Consider the following 14,699-nt stretch of genomic DNA (forward strand, 5'->3'; position numbering starts at 1 on the left):
CTGTAGCGGAAATCAACATCACATAGCCAACAAACCCTTCCAATTCTTCATTTCACCCCTTTAACACATTAAAAAAGCAGTCTGCTAGCATGCGACAAATTTTGCCTATTTCCATAGAAAAAGCAGAAAATTTGTGTAATGATAGGGTTAACAATACAAAGGGGGTACTGTTATGGGAATATCAGATGAAAAAGTAATTCGTTACAGAGGGAAAGAACTACATACAAAAGGGTGGCTACAAGAAGCAGCACTTCGCATGCTCATGAACAACCTAGATCATGAAGTAGCAGAGCATCCAGACGAGCTAGTTGTCTACGGGGGCATTGGGAAAGCCGCTCGTAACTGGGAAGCATTCGACGCTATCGTCAAATCACTGAAAGAATTAGAAAACGATGAAACACTACTTGTACAATCAGGCAAGCCAGTAGCCATTTTCAAATCACACGAAAATGCACCGCGCGTTTTAATTGCCAATTCAAACATCGTGCCAGCCTATGCGAACTGGGAAACATTCCATGAGCTAGATAAAAAAGGCTTGATGATGTATGGCCAAATGACAGCGGGAAGCTGGATTTACATCGGCTCACAAGGAATTGTACAAGGCACATACGAAACATTCGCAGAGCTTGCAAAACAACACTTCAATGGATCGCTTGCACATACGATTACAGTAACAGCAGGCCTTGGCGGAATGGGTGGAGCACAACCACTAGCAGTCACAATGAATGGCGGGGTATGTATCGCAATTGATGTCGACGAAACAAGAATTGACCGTCGTATCGAAACACGTTACACAGATGTGAAAGTCAAAACATTAGATGAAGCTATTGAAATGGCTGAAAAAGCAAAAGCAGAAGGTAAAGCGCTTTCAATTGGTTTGCTAGGAAATGCTGCTGAGATTCTGCCAGAAATGATTGCACGCGGCTTCAAACCGGACGTGTTAACAGACCAGACTTCTGCGCATGACCCATTAAATGGCTATACACCTGTAGGCTATACACAGGAAGAAGCAAGTAAATTGCGTAAAGAAAATCCAGATGAATACGTGAAGAAGTCAAAAGATTCAATGAAAAAACATGTAGAAGCTATGGTTAACATGATGGACATTGGTTCTATCACATTTGACTATGGTAACAACATTCGTCAGGTTGCTTTTGATGAAGGATTTGAAAGAGCATTCGACTTCCCAGGCTTTGTACCGGCGTATATCCGTCCACAATTCTGCGAAGGAAAGGGACCATTCCGCTGGGCTGCCTTATCAGGAGATCCAGAAGATATTTACAAATTAGATGAAGTCTTATTACGTGAATTCAGCGATAACGAGCATTTGTGCAATTGGATTCGTATGGCACGCGAAAAAATCGAATTCCAAGGCCTACCATCACGTATCTGCTGGTTAGGATACGGAGACCGTGCGAAATTTGGTCGCATTATCAATGATATGGTGGCATCAGGAGAAATCTCAGCGCCAATCGTTATTGGCCGCGATCATTTAGACTCTGGATCTGTTGCTTCACCGAACCGCGAAACAGAAGCAATGAAAGACGGCTCTGATGTGGTAGCGGACTGGCCAATTCTAAATGCACTAATCAATGCCGTTGGCGGTGCGACTTGGGTATCTGTCCATCATGGCGGCGGTGTCGGCATGGGCTATTCATTGCATGCGGGCATGGTAATCGTAGCAGATGGAACAAAAGAAGCTGAAGAACGTATCCAACGTGTATTAACAACAGACCCGGGTATGGGTGTTGTAAGACATGTGGATGCTGGCTATGAATTAGCAGAAAAAACAGCAAAAGAAAAAAATATCAAAATACCAATGATGAATAGGAAGGGTTTAAATGTCTAAAGCAGTTTGGATTCAACACGCAGCACAGCTAGTGACGATGCATTTGCCGGAGCATGTCGGACCACGGACTAAAGGGGATATGTCTGAGTTGGGCTTGATAGAAGATGGCTCCGTATGGCTTGAAGATGGAGTTATTCAAGCAGTCGGTACGACATCAGAATTGAAAGAAATCTATGAATCTAGAGCACAAGAAGCAGAGATTGTAGATGCAACAGGACACCTTATTACACCAGGACTTGTGGACCCGCATACACATGTGGCATTTGGCGGCAGCCGTGAACGTGAATTTGAAATGCGTTTAGAAGGCGCTACGTATATGGATATTATGAATGCTGGCGGCGGTATTCATGCCACAACAAGAATGACAAGAGAAGCAAGTGAAGAAGAATTGATTGAGCAAACTTCAAAACGTCTTGATTCATTCCTAGCGCACGGTGTCACAACAGTCGAAGGGAAAAGCGGCTATGGCCTGGATTTAGAAACAGAAATGAAGCAATTGCGCGTTATGAAATATTTGCAAGAGCATCATGCTATCGACTTGGTTCCTACATTCATGGGTGCACACGCAGTCCCGGCAGAATATAAGGGCAAAGAGGAAGAGTATGTCAACCTCATCATTGAAACGATGCTACCAAAAGTAGCGGAGGAAAAGTTGGCTGTATTCAACGATGTGTTCTGTGAAGTAGATGTATTTACACCAGAACAATCAAAAAGAATCTTAGAAGCTGGCAAGGAGCTTGGACTTACTCCGAAAATTCATGCAGATGAAATTAAACCGTATGGCGGTGCTGAATTGGCAGCGGAAGTGGGCGCAATTTCAGCTGAACATTTATTAAAAGCATCTGACGAAGGAATCGAAAAGATGGCTGAAGCAGGAGTCATCGCATGCTTGCTACCAGCAACAGCTCTTTATTTACGAGAAGAAGCCGCTCGTGGCAGAGTAATGGTAGACCGTGGAGTGCCTGTGGCCATTTCAACAGATTGTAATCCAGGCTCTTCTCCAACGACTTCAATGCCTTTAGTCATGAACCTAGCTTGCATTTCAATGCGCATGACGCCTGCAGAAAGTCTTTGTGCTGCTACTTATAACGCAGCCTGCGCTATTGGCATGGAAGATAAAGTCGGTTCGATTGAAGTAGGCAAACAAGCGGATATCGTACTTTGGGACGTAGAAAATTATCAAAAATTACAATACCTATTTGGTGTAAACCACGTACAACAAGTATGGAAAAAAGGCGTACAGGTAGTAGGATAATTATTTCAGGAGGAGATGTAGAGCATCTCCTCTGATTCTGAATCAGACCTAGAATCACTGCTGTAATCTCGCAACACTTTGCAGTTAAAAAGAAATTCTCATTGGCTGATACAAGATTCATAGATCATCAGAGGTAGACATGAAGGGAGCAAGGAGCAATGGTAGTATTAAACGGCAGCCAATTAACAATTGAACAAATGAAAGCTATTCTTTTTGAAAATGAAGGCGTTGAAATCGCTGAATCTGCTCGAGAAGCCGTAATCAAAAGTAGAACGGCTGTAGATCAAATTGTACAACAAAATAAAACGGTTTATGGCATTAACACAGGGTTTGGTAAGTTCAGCGATGTGAGTATAGCAGAAGAGGATACGAGACTTTTACAGCTTCACTTAATCCGTTCGCATGCATGTGGTGTTGGTGAACCATTCAGCGAAGTAGTATCGCGTGCTATGGTCGTTCTTCGATTGAACGCATTATTGAAAGGGTTCTCAGGTATCCGCTTAGAAGTACTAGAGCGCTTAGCTTACATGGTTAACCATCGCATCCACCCAGTCATTCCACAGCAAGGCTCTCTTGGGGCATCTGGCGATTTGGCGCCATTGTCACACCTTGCGCTTGTGCTAGTAGGAGAAGGCCTAGTATTCCAAAGCGGAAGACATGTGCCGTCTGCAGAAGTATGGCGCGATGAGCTTCTATTGCCAATAGAGCTAGAAGCAAAAGAAGGCTTGGCGTTAATCAATGGTACGCAAGCAATGACAGCTCAAGGGGTAGTCGGTTATATTGAGGCAGAAAAGCTTGCTTACGATGCAGAGTGGATTGCAGCTATGACTGTCGAAGCTTTGCGCGGTATTACTGACGCTTTCCATCCAGCAATTCATGAAGCAAGAGGCTATAAAGAGCAAATCGAAGTAGCAGAAAGAATGCTAGAGTGGTTGAAAGACAGCAAGCTTACAACCGTGCAAGGTGAATTGCGAGTGCAAGATGCATATTCACTACGCTGCATCCCGCAAATCCATGGTGCAAGCTGGCAGGTGCTAAACTATGTTAAAGAAAAACTAGAAATTGAAATGAATGCAGCAACAGATAACCCGCTTATCTTTGATGATGGAGAAACAGTTATCTCAGGTGGTAACTTCCATGGACAACCGGTTGCATTTGCGATGGATTTCTTGAAAATAGGCATTGCTGAATTAGCGAATGTATCAGAAAGAAGAATCGAAAGACTTGTAAATCCGCATCTAAATGATGGTTTACCACCTTTCTTAAGCCCTCAGCCAGGTATGCAATCAGGTGCGATGATTATGCAATATGCAGCAGCCAGCCTTGTTTCTGAAAATAAAACATTGGCACATCCGGCTTCAGTGGACTCTATTCCATCATCAGGCAACCAAGAAGATCATGTAAGTATGGGAACAATTGGATCAAGACACGCATACCAAATTATTCAAAACAGCCGTCGCGTACTAGCAATCGAAGCCATCTGTGCAGCGCAAGCAGTTGAATATAGAGGCGTTGAAATGATGTCACCAAAATTGGGTGGCAAATGGCAAGACGTGCGAAATGTTGTGTCTAGTTTTAATAGAGACCGTAACTTCAGCGTAGACATTGAAAGTGTTGCGAGTTATTTGGGACGTATTACTGTACAATAATATAAAGTGTTAGATAAATAGAAGAGACGATTTTGCATATGTGTTATGCAAGCCGTCTCTTTATTTATGTTTATTGAAATACCCAATTGAATTGAAATATCACCTATATTGAGTGATAATCTTGACGTTATCCATCAACCATATGTAGGATAGAGTAAAAGTATGGTAGAAGAAACTAATTATATCCAATTGCTCTTAGGTTAAAGTGCAATAATATAGAGAATGAAAAATAATAAATTACATAGCGATGACAAATGAAGAAATATCCTGAATGAGGAGGTTTTGTAAATGTTTAAACGTACGCTATATTGCTCTATTTGCAACCGAGAAGTTCGTGATGGGGAAGAAATTTACGCGAAGATGAAAGCTCCGAAGCATTCAATTATGGTCGAAATTAAATCTTATTTAAAAAAAGAAAGTATGATTTTTTGTACAAATTGTATTAATAAAGTGAATTAATGAATTGATGTGTACAGAAAGTTTCTTAGTTTTATGGCGGTACAGCAAGGTGGTGTTGCAATGAAGAATATTAAGAATGCTTTAAGTATAGCTTTAGGGTTAATTATTATTAAGTTAGTTTTCAGACTGATTCCGCCCTGGGATGGGTTTACAATGCTCTTTGAAGATGGTATCTGGATGGGGATAGGAATTATTTTAACTTCTTACATTGTTCTATTCCTTATCGTATACATAATAATTAGTATTAGAAGACGTAAAAAAGCTGATGGAAATTAACTTATGCTTGTTTCTCAATAATAATAAAAGGTTTTAAAGTAATAAAAGCTTACTTTTAAAGTGAGGGATAAATATGATTGTAATGATAATTGTCATCGCATTATTCATAGGGATCGGTATTATATTCATCAATGGCAAAGGTTCCTCTTTGATTGCAGGCTTCAATACAATGTCACCTGAAGAAAAAGAAAACTACGATACGGTTGCACTTTGCAAGTTTATGGGGAAAATGATGTTTGTATTATCATTCTGTATGTTGTTCTGGCTTCTCAGCGAGGTGTATGCATCAGATTGGCTATTCACCGTAGGAATCGTTTTATTCATTGGTGTTGTAGCATTTATGCTCATTTACGCTAATACGGGAAATAGGTTTAAGAAGTAAAGGATATTGTTTTTGAAGCATCTTAGAGTGGCGGTCTCGTCACTCTATTTATTTTTCAAAGAATGATGAATGTATTCTATTAGGCTTAGAAGTTATCAGAGGTAAACGTTCAAAACGATTTTTGTTATAATAATAGTATACTTGTATTTAGAATGGAGATTTTTATTTTGGACAAGCAACCACATTTATTGCTCATTGATGGAATGGCGCTATTGTTTCGTTCGTTCTTTGCGACAGCACCCATGCATCAATTTTTTAGAAAAAGTGATGGCACGCCGACTAATGGTGTCCAAGGATTTGCCAGGCATGTACTAAGTGCACAGTCAATTATGCGGCCAACACATATTGCTGTTTGCTGGGACATGGGGGTCCATACATTCCGTAATGAATTGTTTGATGGATATAAAGCGAATCGCCCAGCTCCTCCGGACGAACTTAAGCCGCAGTTTGATATGGCAAAGGATGTATCCGAGATGATCGGTTGGCAAAACTTCGGTATTGTCGGCATGGAAGCGGATGATACGATAGGTTCAATTATCGACCAATGGAGCGACAAAGCTAGAATCACAGTCATAAGCGGGGATAAGGATTTACTTCAATTATTGAATCCTTCCACTACCATTGCATTAACTAAAAAGGGCTATACAGAATATAACATTTATAATGAAGAACGATTTATGGAAGAGTATGCTATTGATCCGCCACTTTTTGCGGATGTTAAAGCATTCATGGGAGATCCGAGCGATGGGTATCCAGGTGTGAAAGGAATTGGTCCAAAGACAGCATTGAAACTGATTCAAACATACGGTTCTGTAGACGGTGTGTTAGCATCTATCGATGATTTGAAGCCAGCACAACGCTCTAAAATCCAAGAGCATGAAGAAATCCTGAAACTGTCGCTACAATTAGCCAGAATTAATAAAAATGTACCGATAGATGGTACACTTGATGATTGTGAACTGCCTATTTGGGATCATTCAAAATTAGAGCAGCTTACAATGGAAGGCTATTCACTCATTTCTCGTCATGCTCGTTCCCTCATGTTTTAGGGGAATTATCTTAAAGAAACGAAGAATAGCGCGGTTCTTATGATAAGAGATTTCACGGATTTGGCTATCCTGATAAGGGCTGCCATTATCATGGATGATTAAAATTAAATCATCCTTTTTCTTTTCGAAACCTATCATTGGCACATAATGATAATCAAACTCGCCTTTCGTAAAAAAATGAAGGCTAAAGTAGCGATCAAATTTCAGAATTACAGGACGTCCTTCATTTATTTCATTTAAAGCATCATCAACACTACATTTGCGCACGTCATAGGATGGGCTCAGCAACTTCCGTAAGTTTCGGGTCAAGCGATGGGAGAACAAGCCAATCGGCGTGCATCCTAGCAATTGATAGAGTTCGTTGATGCTTTTATATTCTTCTTGAGAAAGGTAGCGAAGAATCACAAATACGGTAGTAGGTCCGCATGCGGAGTTACGGTACTTCTCAAGGATGGATGGTGCATATTGTGATTGGCCAACTAGCGGCAACTGTATTCGCATTTTTTTACCTCCATTAAAATAATTAGAGAACGATTGAAAAAAAGGCCTACTGTTAGAAGTAGGCCTTTTTTGTGTCTTAAGCTTGTTGTGCGTCTAAGAATGCCATTACATCAGTTGGCGTTTTTGCATTTGCTGAGTGTAAGTGAGCTAATTTTTCGCCGTCTTTGAAAATCAATAGGCTTGGAATGCCCATTACTTGATATTTTTCAGCAAGCTCAGGGAAATCATCACGATTGATTTCATACCATGTATATTGGTTGTAGTCTGAGATTATTGGATCAATAAACATATTCATTCGTGTGCAATCTGGGCACCAGCCTGCAAAGAATTTCACCACAACGGGTTGTGCGGATGAAATGATTTCGTTAAATTGTTCTGCTGTTGTAATTGGTTGCATTATTTACACCTCATAGTCTTTATTATATAAACTCTTTGCCATTTGAGTAAGCCAAAAGGAAAAGTCTCATTTATATCTAGTATGTTATCACAAAATGCTCGTATACAGGTAATTACCTGTTTCGCAAAAGAATTGCTTGAGGTGCAAGGTTTTCCTTCAATAAAAAAGCCGCCATTATCATAAATAAAGGCGGCTAGTCTTATTCGTATAACGTATGTTCAAGTTTCCCATCAGCATAATAGACATCAAGTATACCGTCATGTTTATTTACATAAGGCTTCCCTTTAGCAAGTAAATCTTCTTTGGAGCTTTCAGTAAAAATGGCATGCTCACTGTCTGATTTTTTCAAGACCCAATCATGGTCGATCGGCTTTGCTTCGAAGCGAGGGCGGTCATTGCTGCTTCCTTCCACATATTCATGTGCTTTTGCAGTTGCAATGGCAATCGCACGTCCTTCTTCATAACCTTCATCCAGCAGGGCATTGGCGATCTCAATCGCTTTGTTTCGGACATCTGTTTCTAAATTTTTCATGGAAGCGGGATAATCCTTTTTAGTCCATGGCATATAAAACACCTCCTGCTGGCTAAATTCCCGTTATAACAAAGTGATAAACGCTGGAGGCTTACTAAACGAATGACAGCCTATTTTTTACGTTAACTTGGAAAGAAACATTGTAGCAATACCAAAGTAAATAAGCAGCGACAAGATATCGTTGATTGTCGTAATCAGAGGTCCTGACGCCACTGCGGGATCTACCTTAAATTTATTCAAGATAAGTGGAATTACTGTACCCGCTATTGTGCCGATGATTAAAGTACATAAGAGTGAGGAGCCGACAACAAGTCCAAGGATCATACTTCCTTGCCAAATAAACGCGATGATAGATATGATTACTCCGCAAATAATGCCAAGGCTCACCCCAACAATTAATTCTCGGAGAATAAGCTTTAATGCGGCCCTAAATGTTATATCCTCAGAAGCAAGTCCGCGAACTACTACGGCAAGCGACTGTGTCCCCGTATTGCCCGTCATACCTGCGATAAGTGGCATGAAAAAAGCGAGTGCTACAACTGCTTCTAGTGTTGCTTCGAAACGAGAAATGATACTTCCTGAAACTAAACCAATGAATAATAGCAATATAAGCCATGGAAGCCGTCGGTAAGTAGCGACAAATGGCTTCGTGCGAAAGTCAATTTCTTTTCCTGAAGCAAACAGCATTTCAATATCACGATTAGCTTCACTCACTACAATATCAAACACTTCATCTGCACGAATGATGCCTACTAATATATTATCCTCATTTACCACTGGCAGTGAGACAAAATCATAGCGGCCGATCATTCTAGCAACCTCCGCTTGAGTTGTTGTATCAAGCACTTTGGCGATGGATGTCTCCATCACATCTGCAATACATTCGTCTGGCTGCGCTAAAAGAAGATCGCGGTAGGAGATAACGCCAATGAGCTGCTTTTCATCATTAATAATATACACGTAGTTCAAGTAATGGGCGAAATCCTTATAATGCTTTAATTTATCGATAGTTTGCGAAACAGAATATGATTGATGTACCCACACATAGTTAGTGACCATAATACGGCCCGCTGCATCCTTAGGATATTTCATCCTTTTACGTATATTTCTTTTTTCTTCTTGCCTCAATTCAGCGATTAACTTTTCTACTTGCTTATCAGGAAGATCAGAAAGCAAATAGGATAAATCCTCGCTTTTCATTTTATCCAGCAGTTCTGTTGACCGGATAGGAACGACAACTTTTAATACATGCAGCTGTTCTTTTTTATTTAAGAAAGCCAGCATTGAAATTAGTTTTTCGGTTTCGATTGTTTCTAAAAAAAGCGGGATTCGCTTTCGAGGTAGCCTTCGATACTGTGCTGAAAGTTCTCTTGGTTCCATTGAATCAATTGCCTTTGACAACGATTCAATGTTTCCATCGCGCAATAATTGGATAAGCGCTCTCGCGATATGGTCGCGGCTTTGTGGTTGTTTTTCCATTGCCATATACACCTCGCTTGTCATTCATTCTTTAAATAGTTTTCAACTCTCTATGCCCTCTCAGGGGAGAATGAAAACAATAGGAAAGAAACCTGTAACGAACATAAAAAAGAGCCATTCCTATTCACGGAAGAATAGAAACGGCTCTCAATGTCGAATAGATTATCCTAGAAAGAATTTTTACGGATTCTATCTGTAATGATTGTTTCCCTTTCACCAACTGGACGTACTGTTTCATTGGTTACGTTAGGATCATTTGTTAGGTTAGGGTTATTAGTTACAGTAGGATCATTAGTCACATCAGTCGTACGACGGACTGTTGTATTTGTTGGAGTATAATGATCAGAATCCACAAGGACTAAGATTTTACCGTTTTCGAAATCCTCATTATAACGTTGTGCTTCATCATCCGGAATACCCATACCGATTAATGCACCTGCCAAACCACCAACACCTGCACCAGCTGCGGCACCTGTAATACCGGCGATAATTGGGCCTGCTGCTACGATAGGTCCAATCCCAGGGATAGCTAATGCACCAAGACCTGTCAAAATACCGCCTAGACCGCCTAGCACACCACCTGTCGCTGCGCCTGTTGCAGCTCCTTCGCCTGCCATCGTATCTGTTTCTTCTGTTACATTTTCCATTTGTTGAGTATCTTGACTGATAACGGATATTTCATCAGCTGTATAACCTTGTCTTTTTAATTCTTGAATTGCTTCGATTGCTTCATTGTCTGTGTCATATACACCTACGACTTGTCTTTTTACCATTATGAAAAATCCTCCTTTATTTTTGTAAGAACTAACTCTATTGAATAAATACCCCCTTAACTTGAGAGTAAAACGTCTTTAAAAGTTATTAGTAAATCGTTCAATTTCAATTCCTTAAAAATGTGAACACACCTTTACTTTACAGCGTAGCGGAAGACGGCGACTCCTGCGGGAAAAGCTTGAGTTGAAAGCCCCGCAAGAATGAAGTAATGAGGAGATTGAAGCCAAGCCCGCGGAAAGCGCCGTCTGGAGCGAAGCGAATTATCAGTAGACTTTAAGAAAGTAGAAAAAGTAAAAACTACTTATCTATACATTTTTTATAAAAGTCAGATTTTTTCATTGCGAAAATTCAATAAATAGTCTAAAATAAATGACAGATAAGGAAGTTTTATTTTTTTTGATTATAAAATGAATGAGTATTCATTCAAAAGGGGAAAGGGAGGATTCGCTCATGGCTTATCATATTAGAAAAGCGGCTGTTATTGGTTCGGGGGTAATGGGGTCAGGCATTGCGGCTCATTTAGCCAATGTTGGCATTCCTACATTATTGCTTGATATCGTGCCAAGAGAGCTTACAAAAGAAGAAGAAGCAAAGGGGCTAACATTAGACCAACCAGCAGTCCGCAATCGATTTGCTTCTACAGCTGTACAAAAGCTGTTAAAACAAAAGCCAGCGCCACTAACTTCAAAAAAGAACCTTCAATTAATTTCAGTCGGCAATATAGAAGATGATTTATCAGCATTAAGCGAGGTTGACTGGGTCATTGAAGTTGTCGTTGAAAACTTAGCAATCAAAAAAGATTTATATAAAAAAATCGATGAAGCCAGAAAACAAGGCAGCATCATCAGTTCAAATACATCAGGCATCAGCATCAATGCAATGGCAGAGGGGCGCTCAGAGGACTTCAAACAACATTTCCTTGGTACACACTTCTTCAATCCGCCACGCTACTTAAAATTGCTTGAGGTGATACCAGCACAGGATACATTACCGGAAGTGGTTTCATTTATGAAGGAATTCGGTGAAGACCGCTTAGGCAAAGGCGTTGTTATTGCGAAGGATACGCCTAACTTTGTCGGCAACCGTATCGGTACATACGGCTTAATGAAAACCTTGCAAGTCATGAAGGAAAAAGGATATTCAGTGGGTGAGGTTGATTCGGTAACTGGTACATTAATCGGCCGTCCGAAATCGGCTACTCTTCGCACACTAGATGTTGTGGGGTTAGATACATTCGTCCATGTGGCGAACAACGTACACGAAAACACAACAGGGGAAGAGCAAAAAGTATTCGAAGTGCCTTCTTATCTACAACAAATGGTTGAAAAAGGCTGGTTAGGCGCTAAATCAGGCCAAGGCTTCTTTGTGAAAAAAGGTAAAGAAATCTTAGAGCTGAACTTAGACACATTTGAATACGAGCCTGTGAAGAAGCTAAAAACTCCTTCTATTGAAATGGCGAAGCAACAAAAAGGTTTGGCAGCTAAAGTAAAAACATTAACTTATGCAAATGACCGTACAGGTGAATTGTTATGGAGTGTCTTTGCTCCAACCTTAGTCTATTCCGCAGAATTAGTAGACGAAATCGCTGATGATATTGTGGCTATCGACAATGCAATGAAATGGGGCTTTGGCTGGTCACAGGGACCATTCGAAATGTGGGATGCCATCGGCGTAGCAGAGTCAGTAGAGAAAATGAAAGCGGAAGGCTACGAAATCCCTTCATTTGTAAAATCTCTATTAGATGCAGGTTATACAACATTCTATTCAGAGATTGATGGAGATCTGGCATACTTTGACGGCCAGGAATACAAATTAGTGCCCGTTAATGAAAAATCAATCGATCTAAAACGCTACAAGAAAAAACACGGCGTTTTGAAAAGCAATTCTGGCGCTAGTTTAATAGATTTTGGCGATGGCGTATTATTGCTAGAATTCCATTCCAAGTCAAATGCGCTTGGTCTCGATATTATGCAAATCTTAAATCACGGATTAGATCTTCTAAATCAATCAGATCAGTACAAAGGGATGGTCATTGGGAACCAAGGCAAAAACTTCTCAGTTGGCGCAAATCTGGCGATGATTTTGATGGAAGCTCAAGACGACAACTTGTTTGAACTTGATTATATTGTGAATACATTCCAACAAGGAACGCTTCGCATCAAGTATTCAGAAAAACCGATTGTAGTAGCTCCATTCGGCATGACGCTTGGCGGCGGAAGTGAAGTTTGCTTACCGGCACCTCATATTCAAGCAACGATGGAAACATACATGGGCTTAGTGGAAGCAGGCGTTGGGTTAATTCCTGGCGGTGGCGGAAATAAAGAGTTATATATCAAACATCTAAAAGGATTGCCAAAAGGCGTGGATGTTGATTTACAAGCGATCGCATCAAAAGTATTCGAAACAATTGCAATGGCTAAAACTTCAACTTCTGGCGAAGAGGCAAGAGAAAACAATTTCTTAGATTTCGCAGATGGCATTAGCGTGAATGCTGATCACCAATTATATGATGCAAAACAAGCTGTATTGGCGATGGCAGAAGCAGGCTACACAGCACCGATTCGCGAAAAAGTACCGGTGACAGGTAAACCGGGCTATGCGACATTGCTGCTAGGTGCTCAAAACCTATTGCAGTCAGGTTATATCAGTGAACATGATCTCTATATTGCTAAAAAATTGGCTTATGTTCTATCCGGCGGAAATGTCCCATACGGTACATTGGTGGATGAACAGTACCTGTTGAATTTGGAAAGAGAGGCATTTATCAGCCTTGTAAGTCATCCAAAATCACAAGCGAGAATGCAATATATGTTAATGAAAGGCAAACCGCTGCGTAACTAATCGTTACCATGCACGAAGGGGGAAAACACATGCGTGAAGCCGTAATAGTAGCAGGTGCGAGAACACCGATCGGAAAAGCAAAGAAAGGGTCTTTAGCAACTGTAAGACCCGATGATTTAGGCGCATTAGTAGTGAAAGAAACTTTGAAGCGTTCGGGATACGAAGGTCCAATAGATGACTTAATTATAGGCTGTGCGATGCCGGAAGCAGAGCAAGGAATGAATGTTGCTCGCATGGTAGGTGCACTGGCAGGGCTTCCTGATACAACGCCGGCCGTGACCGTCAACCGTTTTTGTTCTTCCGGATTGCAGTCGATTGCTTACGCAGCTGAACGAATTATGCTTGGCCATGCAACAGCAATCATTGCAGGCGGTACGGAGTCGATGAGCATGGTGCCAATGATGGGGCATGTCATTCGACCAAATCTTAAACTAGCAGAAGAGGCGCCAGAGTATTATATGAGCATGGGCCATACTGCGGAAGAAGTAGCTAAGAAATACGAAGTCAGCCGAGAAGATCAAGATGCATTTGCTGTACGCTCACATGAAAGAGCTGCAAAAGCTATTGCTGAAGGTAAATTTTCAGATGAAATTGTGCCGGTTGAAGTAGAGCAGCACTATGTAGATGAAAATAATAAACCGCAAGTCAAAACATTTATCTTTGATAAGGATGAAGGTGTTCGTGTTGGCACGTCTGCTGAAACATTAGCCAAATTACGCCCTGCCTTTTCTATCAAAGGGTCAGTAACAGCTGGTAATGCTTCGCAAACATCAGATGGAGCTGGGGCTGTGCTAGTCATGGACCGTGAAGAAGCAGAAAAGCAAGGTCTAAAGCCAATGGCAAAATTCCTTGGCTTCGCAGTAGGTGGAGTGCCTCCTGAAGTTATGGGGATTGGTCCGATTGTGGCCGTACCAAAAGCATTGAAGATTGCAGGTTTATCAATAGAGGATATTGATTTATGGGAGATCAATGAAGCGTTTGCTTCACAATCAATCCAAGTCGTTCGTGAATTGGGCATTGATTTAGAAAAGGTAAACGTAAATGGAGGAGCTATTGCTCTTGGTCATCCATTAGGTGCAACAGGCACAGTGCTTACCTTAAAGCTAATTCATGAGTTAAAACGCCAAGGTAAAAAATACGGAGTTGTTACCATGTGTATCGGCGGCGGTATGGGCGCAGCTGGCGTCTTCGAAATATTATAGAGTAGAAATACAACTTGTACTTAAAGAAAAATTTAAATAAAGGGAGAGATTCAG

General features: G+C 40.9%; 14 protein-coding genes. 9 read left to right on the plus strand and 5 right to left on the minus strand.

Annotation, left to right across the window (positions count from 1 at the left end):
* The first annotated feature begins 172 nt into the window (after nucleotides 1-172).
* From hutU to F0527_RS12185, 7 genes are all read left to right on the plus strand, one after another.
* Nucleotides 173-1,849 carry a urocanate hydratase gene (gene hutU, locus F0527_RS12160; RefSeq protein ID WP_150285074.1) on the plus strand — a complete coding sequence of 559 codons (1,677 nt, stop codon included), beginning with the start codon at nucleotides 173-175 and terminating at the stop codon, nucleotides 1,847-1,849.
* Nucleotides 1,842-3,104 (plus strand): imidazolonepropionase, encoded by a 1,263-nt coding sequence (gene hutI, locus F0527_RS12165; protein WP_150285075.1) that lies wholly within the window; start codon nucleotides 1,842-1,844, stop codon nucleotides 3,102-3,104. The genes hutU and hutI overlap by 8 nt, the downstream gene beginning before the upstream one ends.
* 158 nt (nucleotides 3,105-3,262) lie before the next feature.
* Entirely contained in the window at nucleotides 3,263-4,753 is a 1,491-nt protein-coding gene (gene hutH, locus F0527_RS12170; protein WP_150285076.1) for a histidine ammonia-lyase, read from the plus strand.
* Nucleotides 4,754-5,041: 288 nt separating this feature from the next.
* On the plus strand, nucleotides 5,042-5,212 hold the full coding sequence (locus tag F0527_RS17105; protein ID WP_158512595.1) for a hypothetical protein: 171 nt from the start codon (nucleotides 5,042-5,044) through the stop codon (nucleotides 5,210-5,212).
* Between the two features lie 60 nt (nucleotides 5,213-5,272).
* A complete protein-coding gene (locus tag F0527_RS12175) occupies nucleotides 5,273-5,488 on the plus strand; it encodes a hypothetical protein (RefSeq protein WP_150285077.1) in 216 nt (71 codons plus the stop codon).
* Between the two features lie 73 nt (nucleotides 5,489-5,561).
* Nucleotides 5,562-5,870, plus strand: a complete 309-nt coding sequence (locus F0527_RS12180) for a DUF3784 domain-containing protein (RefSeq protein ID WP_066789320.1) — start codon at nucleotides 5,562-5,564, stop codon at nucleotides 5,868-5,870.
* A gap of 152 nt (nucleotides 5,871-6,022) precedes the next feature.
* Nucleotides 6,023-6,919 (plus strand): 5'-3' exonuclease, encoded by an 897-nt coding sequence (locus F0527_RS12185; protein ID WP_150285078.1) that lies wholly within the window; start codon nucleotides 6,023-6,025, stop codon nucleotides 6,917-6,919.
* On the opposite strand, the gene F0527_RS12190 is transcribed toward F0527_RS12185, so the two are convergent.
* From F0527_RS12190 to F0527_RS12210, 5 genes are all read right to left on the minus strand, one after another.
* Nucleotides 6,881-7,420: a C39 family peptidase gene (locus F0527_RS12190; protein ID WP_150285079.1), complete on the minus strand. Its 540-nt coding sequence runs from the start codon at nucleotides 7,418-7,420 to the stop codon at nucleotides 6,881-6,883. The genes F0527_RS12185 and F0527_RS12190 overlap by 39 nt on opposite strands.
* Nucleotides 7,421-7,496: 76 nt before the next feature.
* A complete protein-coding gene (locus tag F0527_RS12195) occupies nucleotides 7,497-7,817 on the minus strand; it encodes a thioredoxin family protein (RefSeq protein WP_147196371.1) in 321 nt (106 codons plus the stop codon).
* A gap of 199 nt (nucleotides 7,818-8,016) precedes the next feature.
* A complete protein-coding gene (locus F0527_RS12200; RefSeq protein ID WP_150285080.1) occupies nucleotides 8,017-8,382 on the minus strand; it encodes a DUF2188 domain-containing protein in 366 nt (121 codons plus the stop codon).
* An 84-nt stretch (nucleotides 8,383-8,466) separates the two neighbouring features.
* Complete coding sequence (gene mgtE / locus F0527_RS12205; protein ID WP_370454677.1) at nucleotides 8,467-9,828, minus strand: magnesium transporter; 1,362 nt, start codon at nucleotides 9,826-9,828, stop codon at nucleotides 8,467-8,469.
* Between the two features lie 167 nt (nucleotides 9,829-9,995).
* Nucleotides 9,996-10,601 (minus strand): general stress protein, encoded by a 606-nt coding sequence (locus F0527_RS12210; protein WP_150285082.1) that lies wholly within the window; start codon nucleotides 10,599-10,601, stop codon nucleotides 9,996-9,998.
* Nucleotides 10,602-11,052: 451 nt separating this feature from the next.
* Here F0527_RS12210 and F0527_RS12215 point away from each other — a divergent pair, with 451 nt between their 5' ends.
* Together F0527_RS12215 and F0527_RS12220 are read left to right on the plus strand one after the other, a co-directional pair.
* Nucleotides 11,053-13,443, plus strand: a complete 2,391-nt coding sequence (locus F0527_RS12215; RefSeq protein ID WP_150285083.1) for a 3-hydroxyacyl-CoA dehydrogenase/enoyl-CoA hydratase family protein — start codon at nucleotides 11,053-11,055, stop codon at nucleotides 13,441-13,443.
* Nucleotides 13,444-13,472: 29 nt separating this feature from the next.
* Nucleotides 13,473-14,645, plus strand: a complete 1,173-nt coding sequence (locus F0527_RS12220; RefSeq protein ID WP_150285084.1) for an acetyl-CoA C-acetyltransferase — start codon at nucleotides 13,473-13,475, stop codon at nucleotides 14,643-14,645.
* The last annotated feature ends 54 nt before the right edge of the window (nucleotides 14,646-14,699 follow it).

The sequence above is a fragment of the Rummeliibacillus sp. TYF-LIM-RU47 genome (assembly GCF_008638315.1).
Classification (GTDB): Bacteria; Bacillota; Bacilli; order Bacillales_A; family Planococcaceae; genus Rummeliibacillus; species Rummeliibacillus stabekisii.

Bases quoted from the DNA above. Each gene is read 5' to 3' on its own strand.
- F0527_RS12180 (WP_066789320.1), top strand. From the start codon at position 5,562: ATGATTGTAATGATAATTGTCATCGCATTATTCATAGGGATCGGTATT.
- hutI (WP_150285075.1), top strand. From the start codon at position 1,842: ATGTCTAAAGCAGTTTGGATTCAACACGCAGCACAGCTAGTGACGATG.
- F0527_RS12210 (WP_150285082.1), bottom strand. From the start codon at position 10,601: ATGGTAAAAAGACAAGTCGTAGGTGTATATGACACAGACAATGAAGCA.
- F0527_RS12195 (WP_147196371.1), bottom strand. From the start codon at position 7,817: ATGCAACCAATTACAACAGCAGAACAATTTAACGAAATCATTTCATCC.
- F0527_RS12190 (WP_150285079.1), bottom strand. From the start codon at position 7,420: ATGCGAATACAGTTGCCGCTAGTTGGCCAATCACAATATGCACCATCC.
- hutU (WP_150285074.1), top strand. From the start codon at position 173: ATGGGAATATCAGATGAAAAAGTAATTCGTTACAGAGGGAAAGAACTA.
- F0527_RS17105 (WP_158512595.1), top strand. From the start codon at position 5,042: ATGTTTAAACGTACGCTATATTGCTCTATTTGCAACCGAGAAGTTCGT.
- F0527_RS12215 (WP_150285083.1), top strand. From the start codon at position 11,053: ATGGCTTATCATATTAGAAAAGCGGCTGTTATTGGTTCGGGGGTAATG.
- F0527_RS12220 (WP_150285084.1), top strand. From the start codon at position 13,473: ATGCGTGAAGCCGTAATAGTAGCAGGTGCGAGAACACCGATCGGAAAA.
- F0527_RS12200 (WP_150285080.1), bottom strand. From the start codon at position 8,382: ATGCCATGGACTAAAAAGGATTATCCCGCTTCCATGAAAAATTTAGAA.
- F0527_RS12175 (WP_150285077.1), top strand. From the start codon at position 5,273: ATGAAGAATATTAAGAATGCTTTAAGTATAGCTTTAGGGTTAATTATT.
- hutH (WP_150285076.1), top strand. From the start codon at position 3,263: ATGGTAGTATTAAACGGCAGCCAATTAACAATTGAACAAATGAAAGCT.
- F0527_RS12185 (WP_150285078.1), top strand. From the start codon at position 6,023: ATGGAGATTTTTATTTTGGACAAGCAACCACATTTATTGCTCATTGAT.
- mgtE (WP_370454677.1), bottom strand. From the start codon at position 9,828: ATGGAAAAACAACCACAAAGCCGCGACCATATCGCGAGAGCGCTTATC.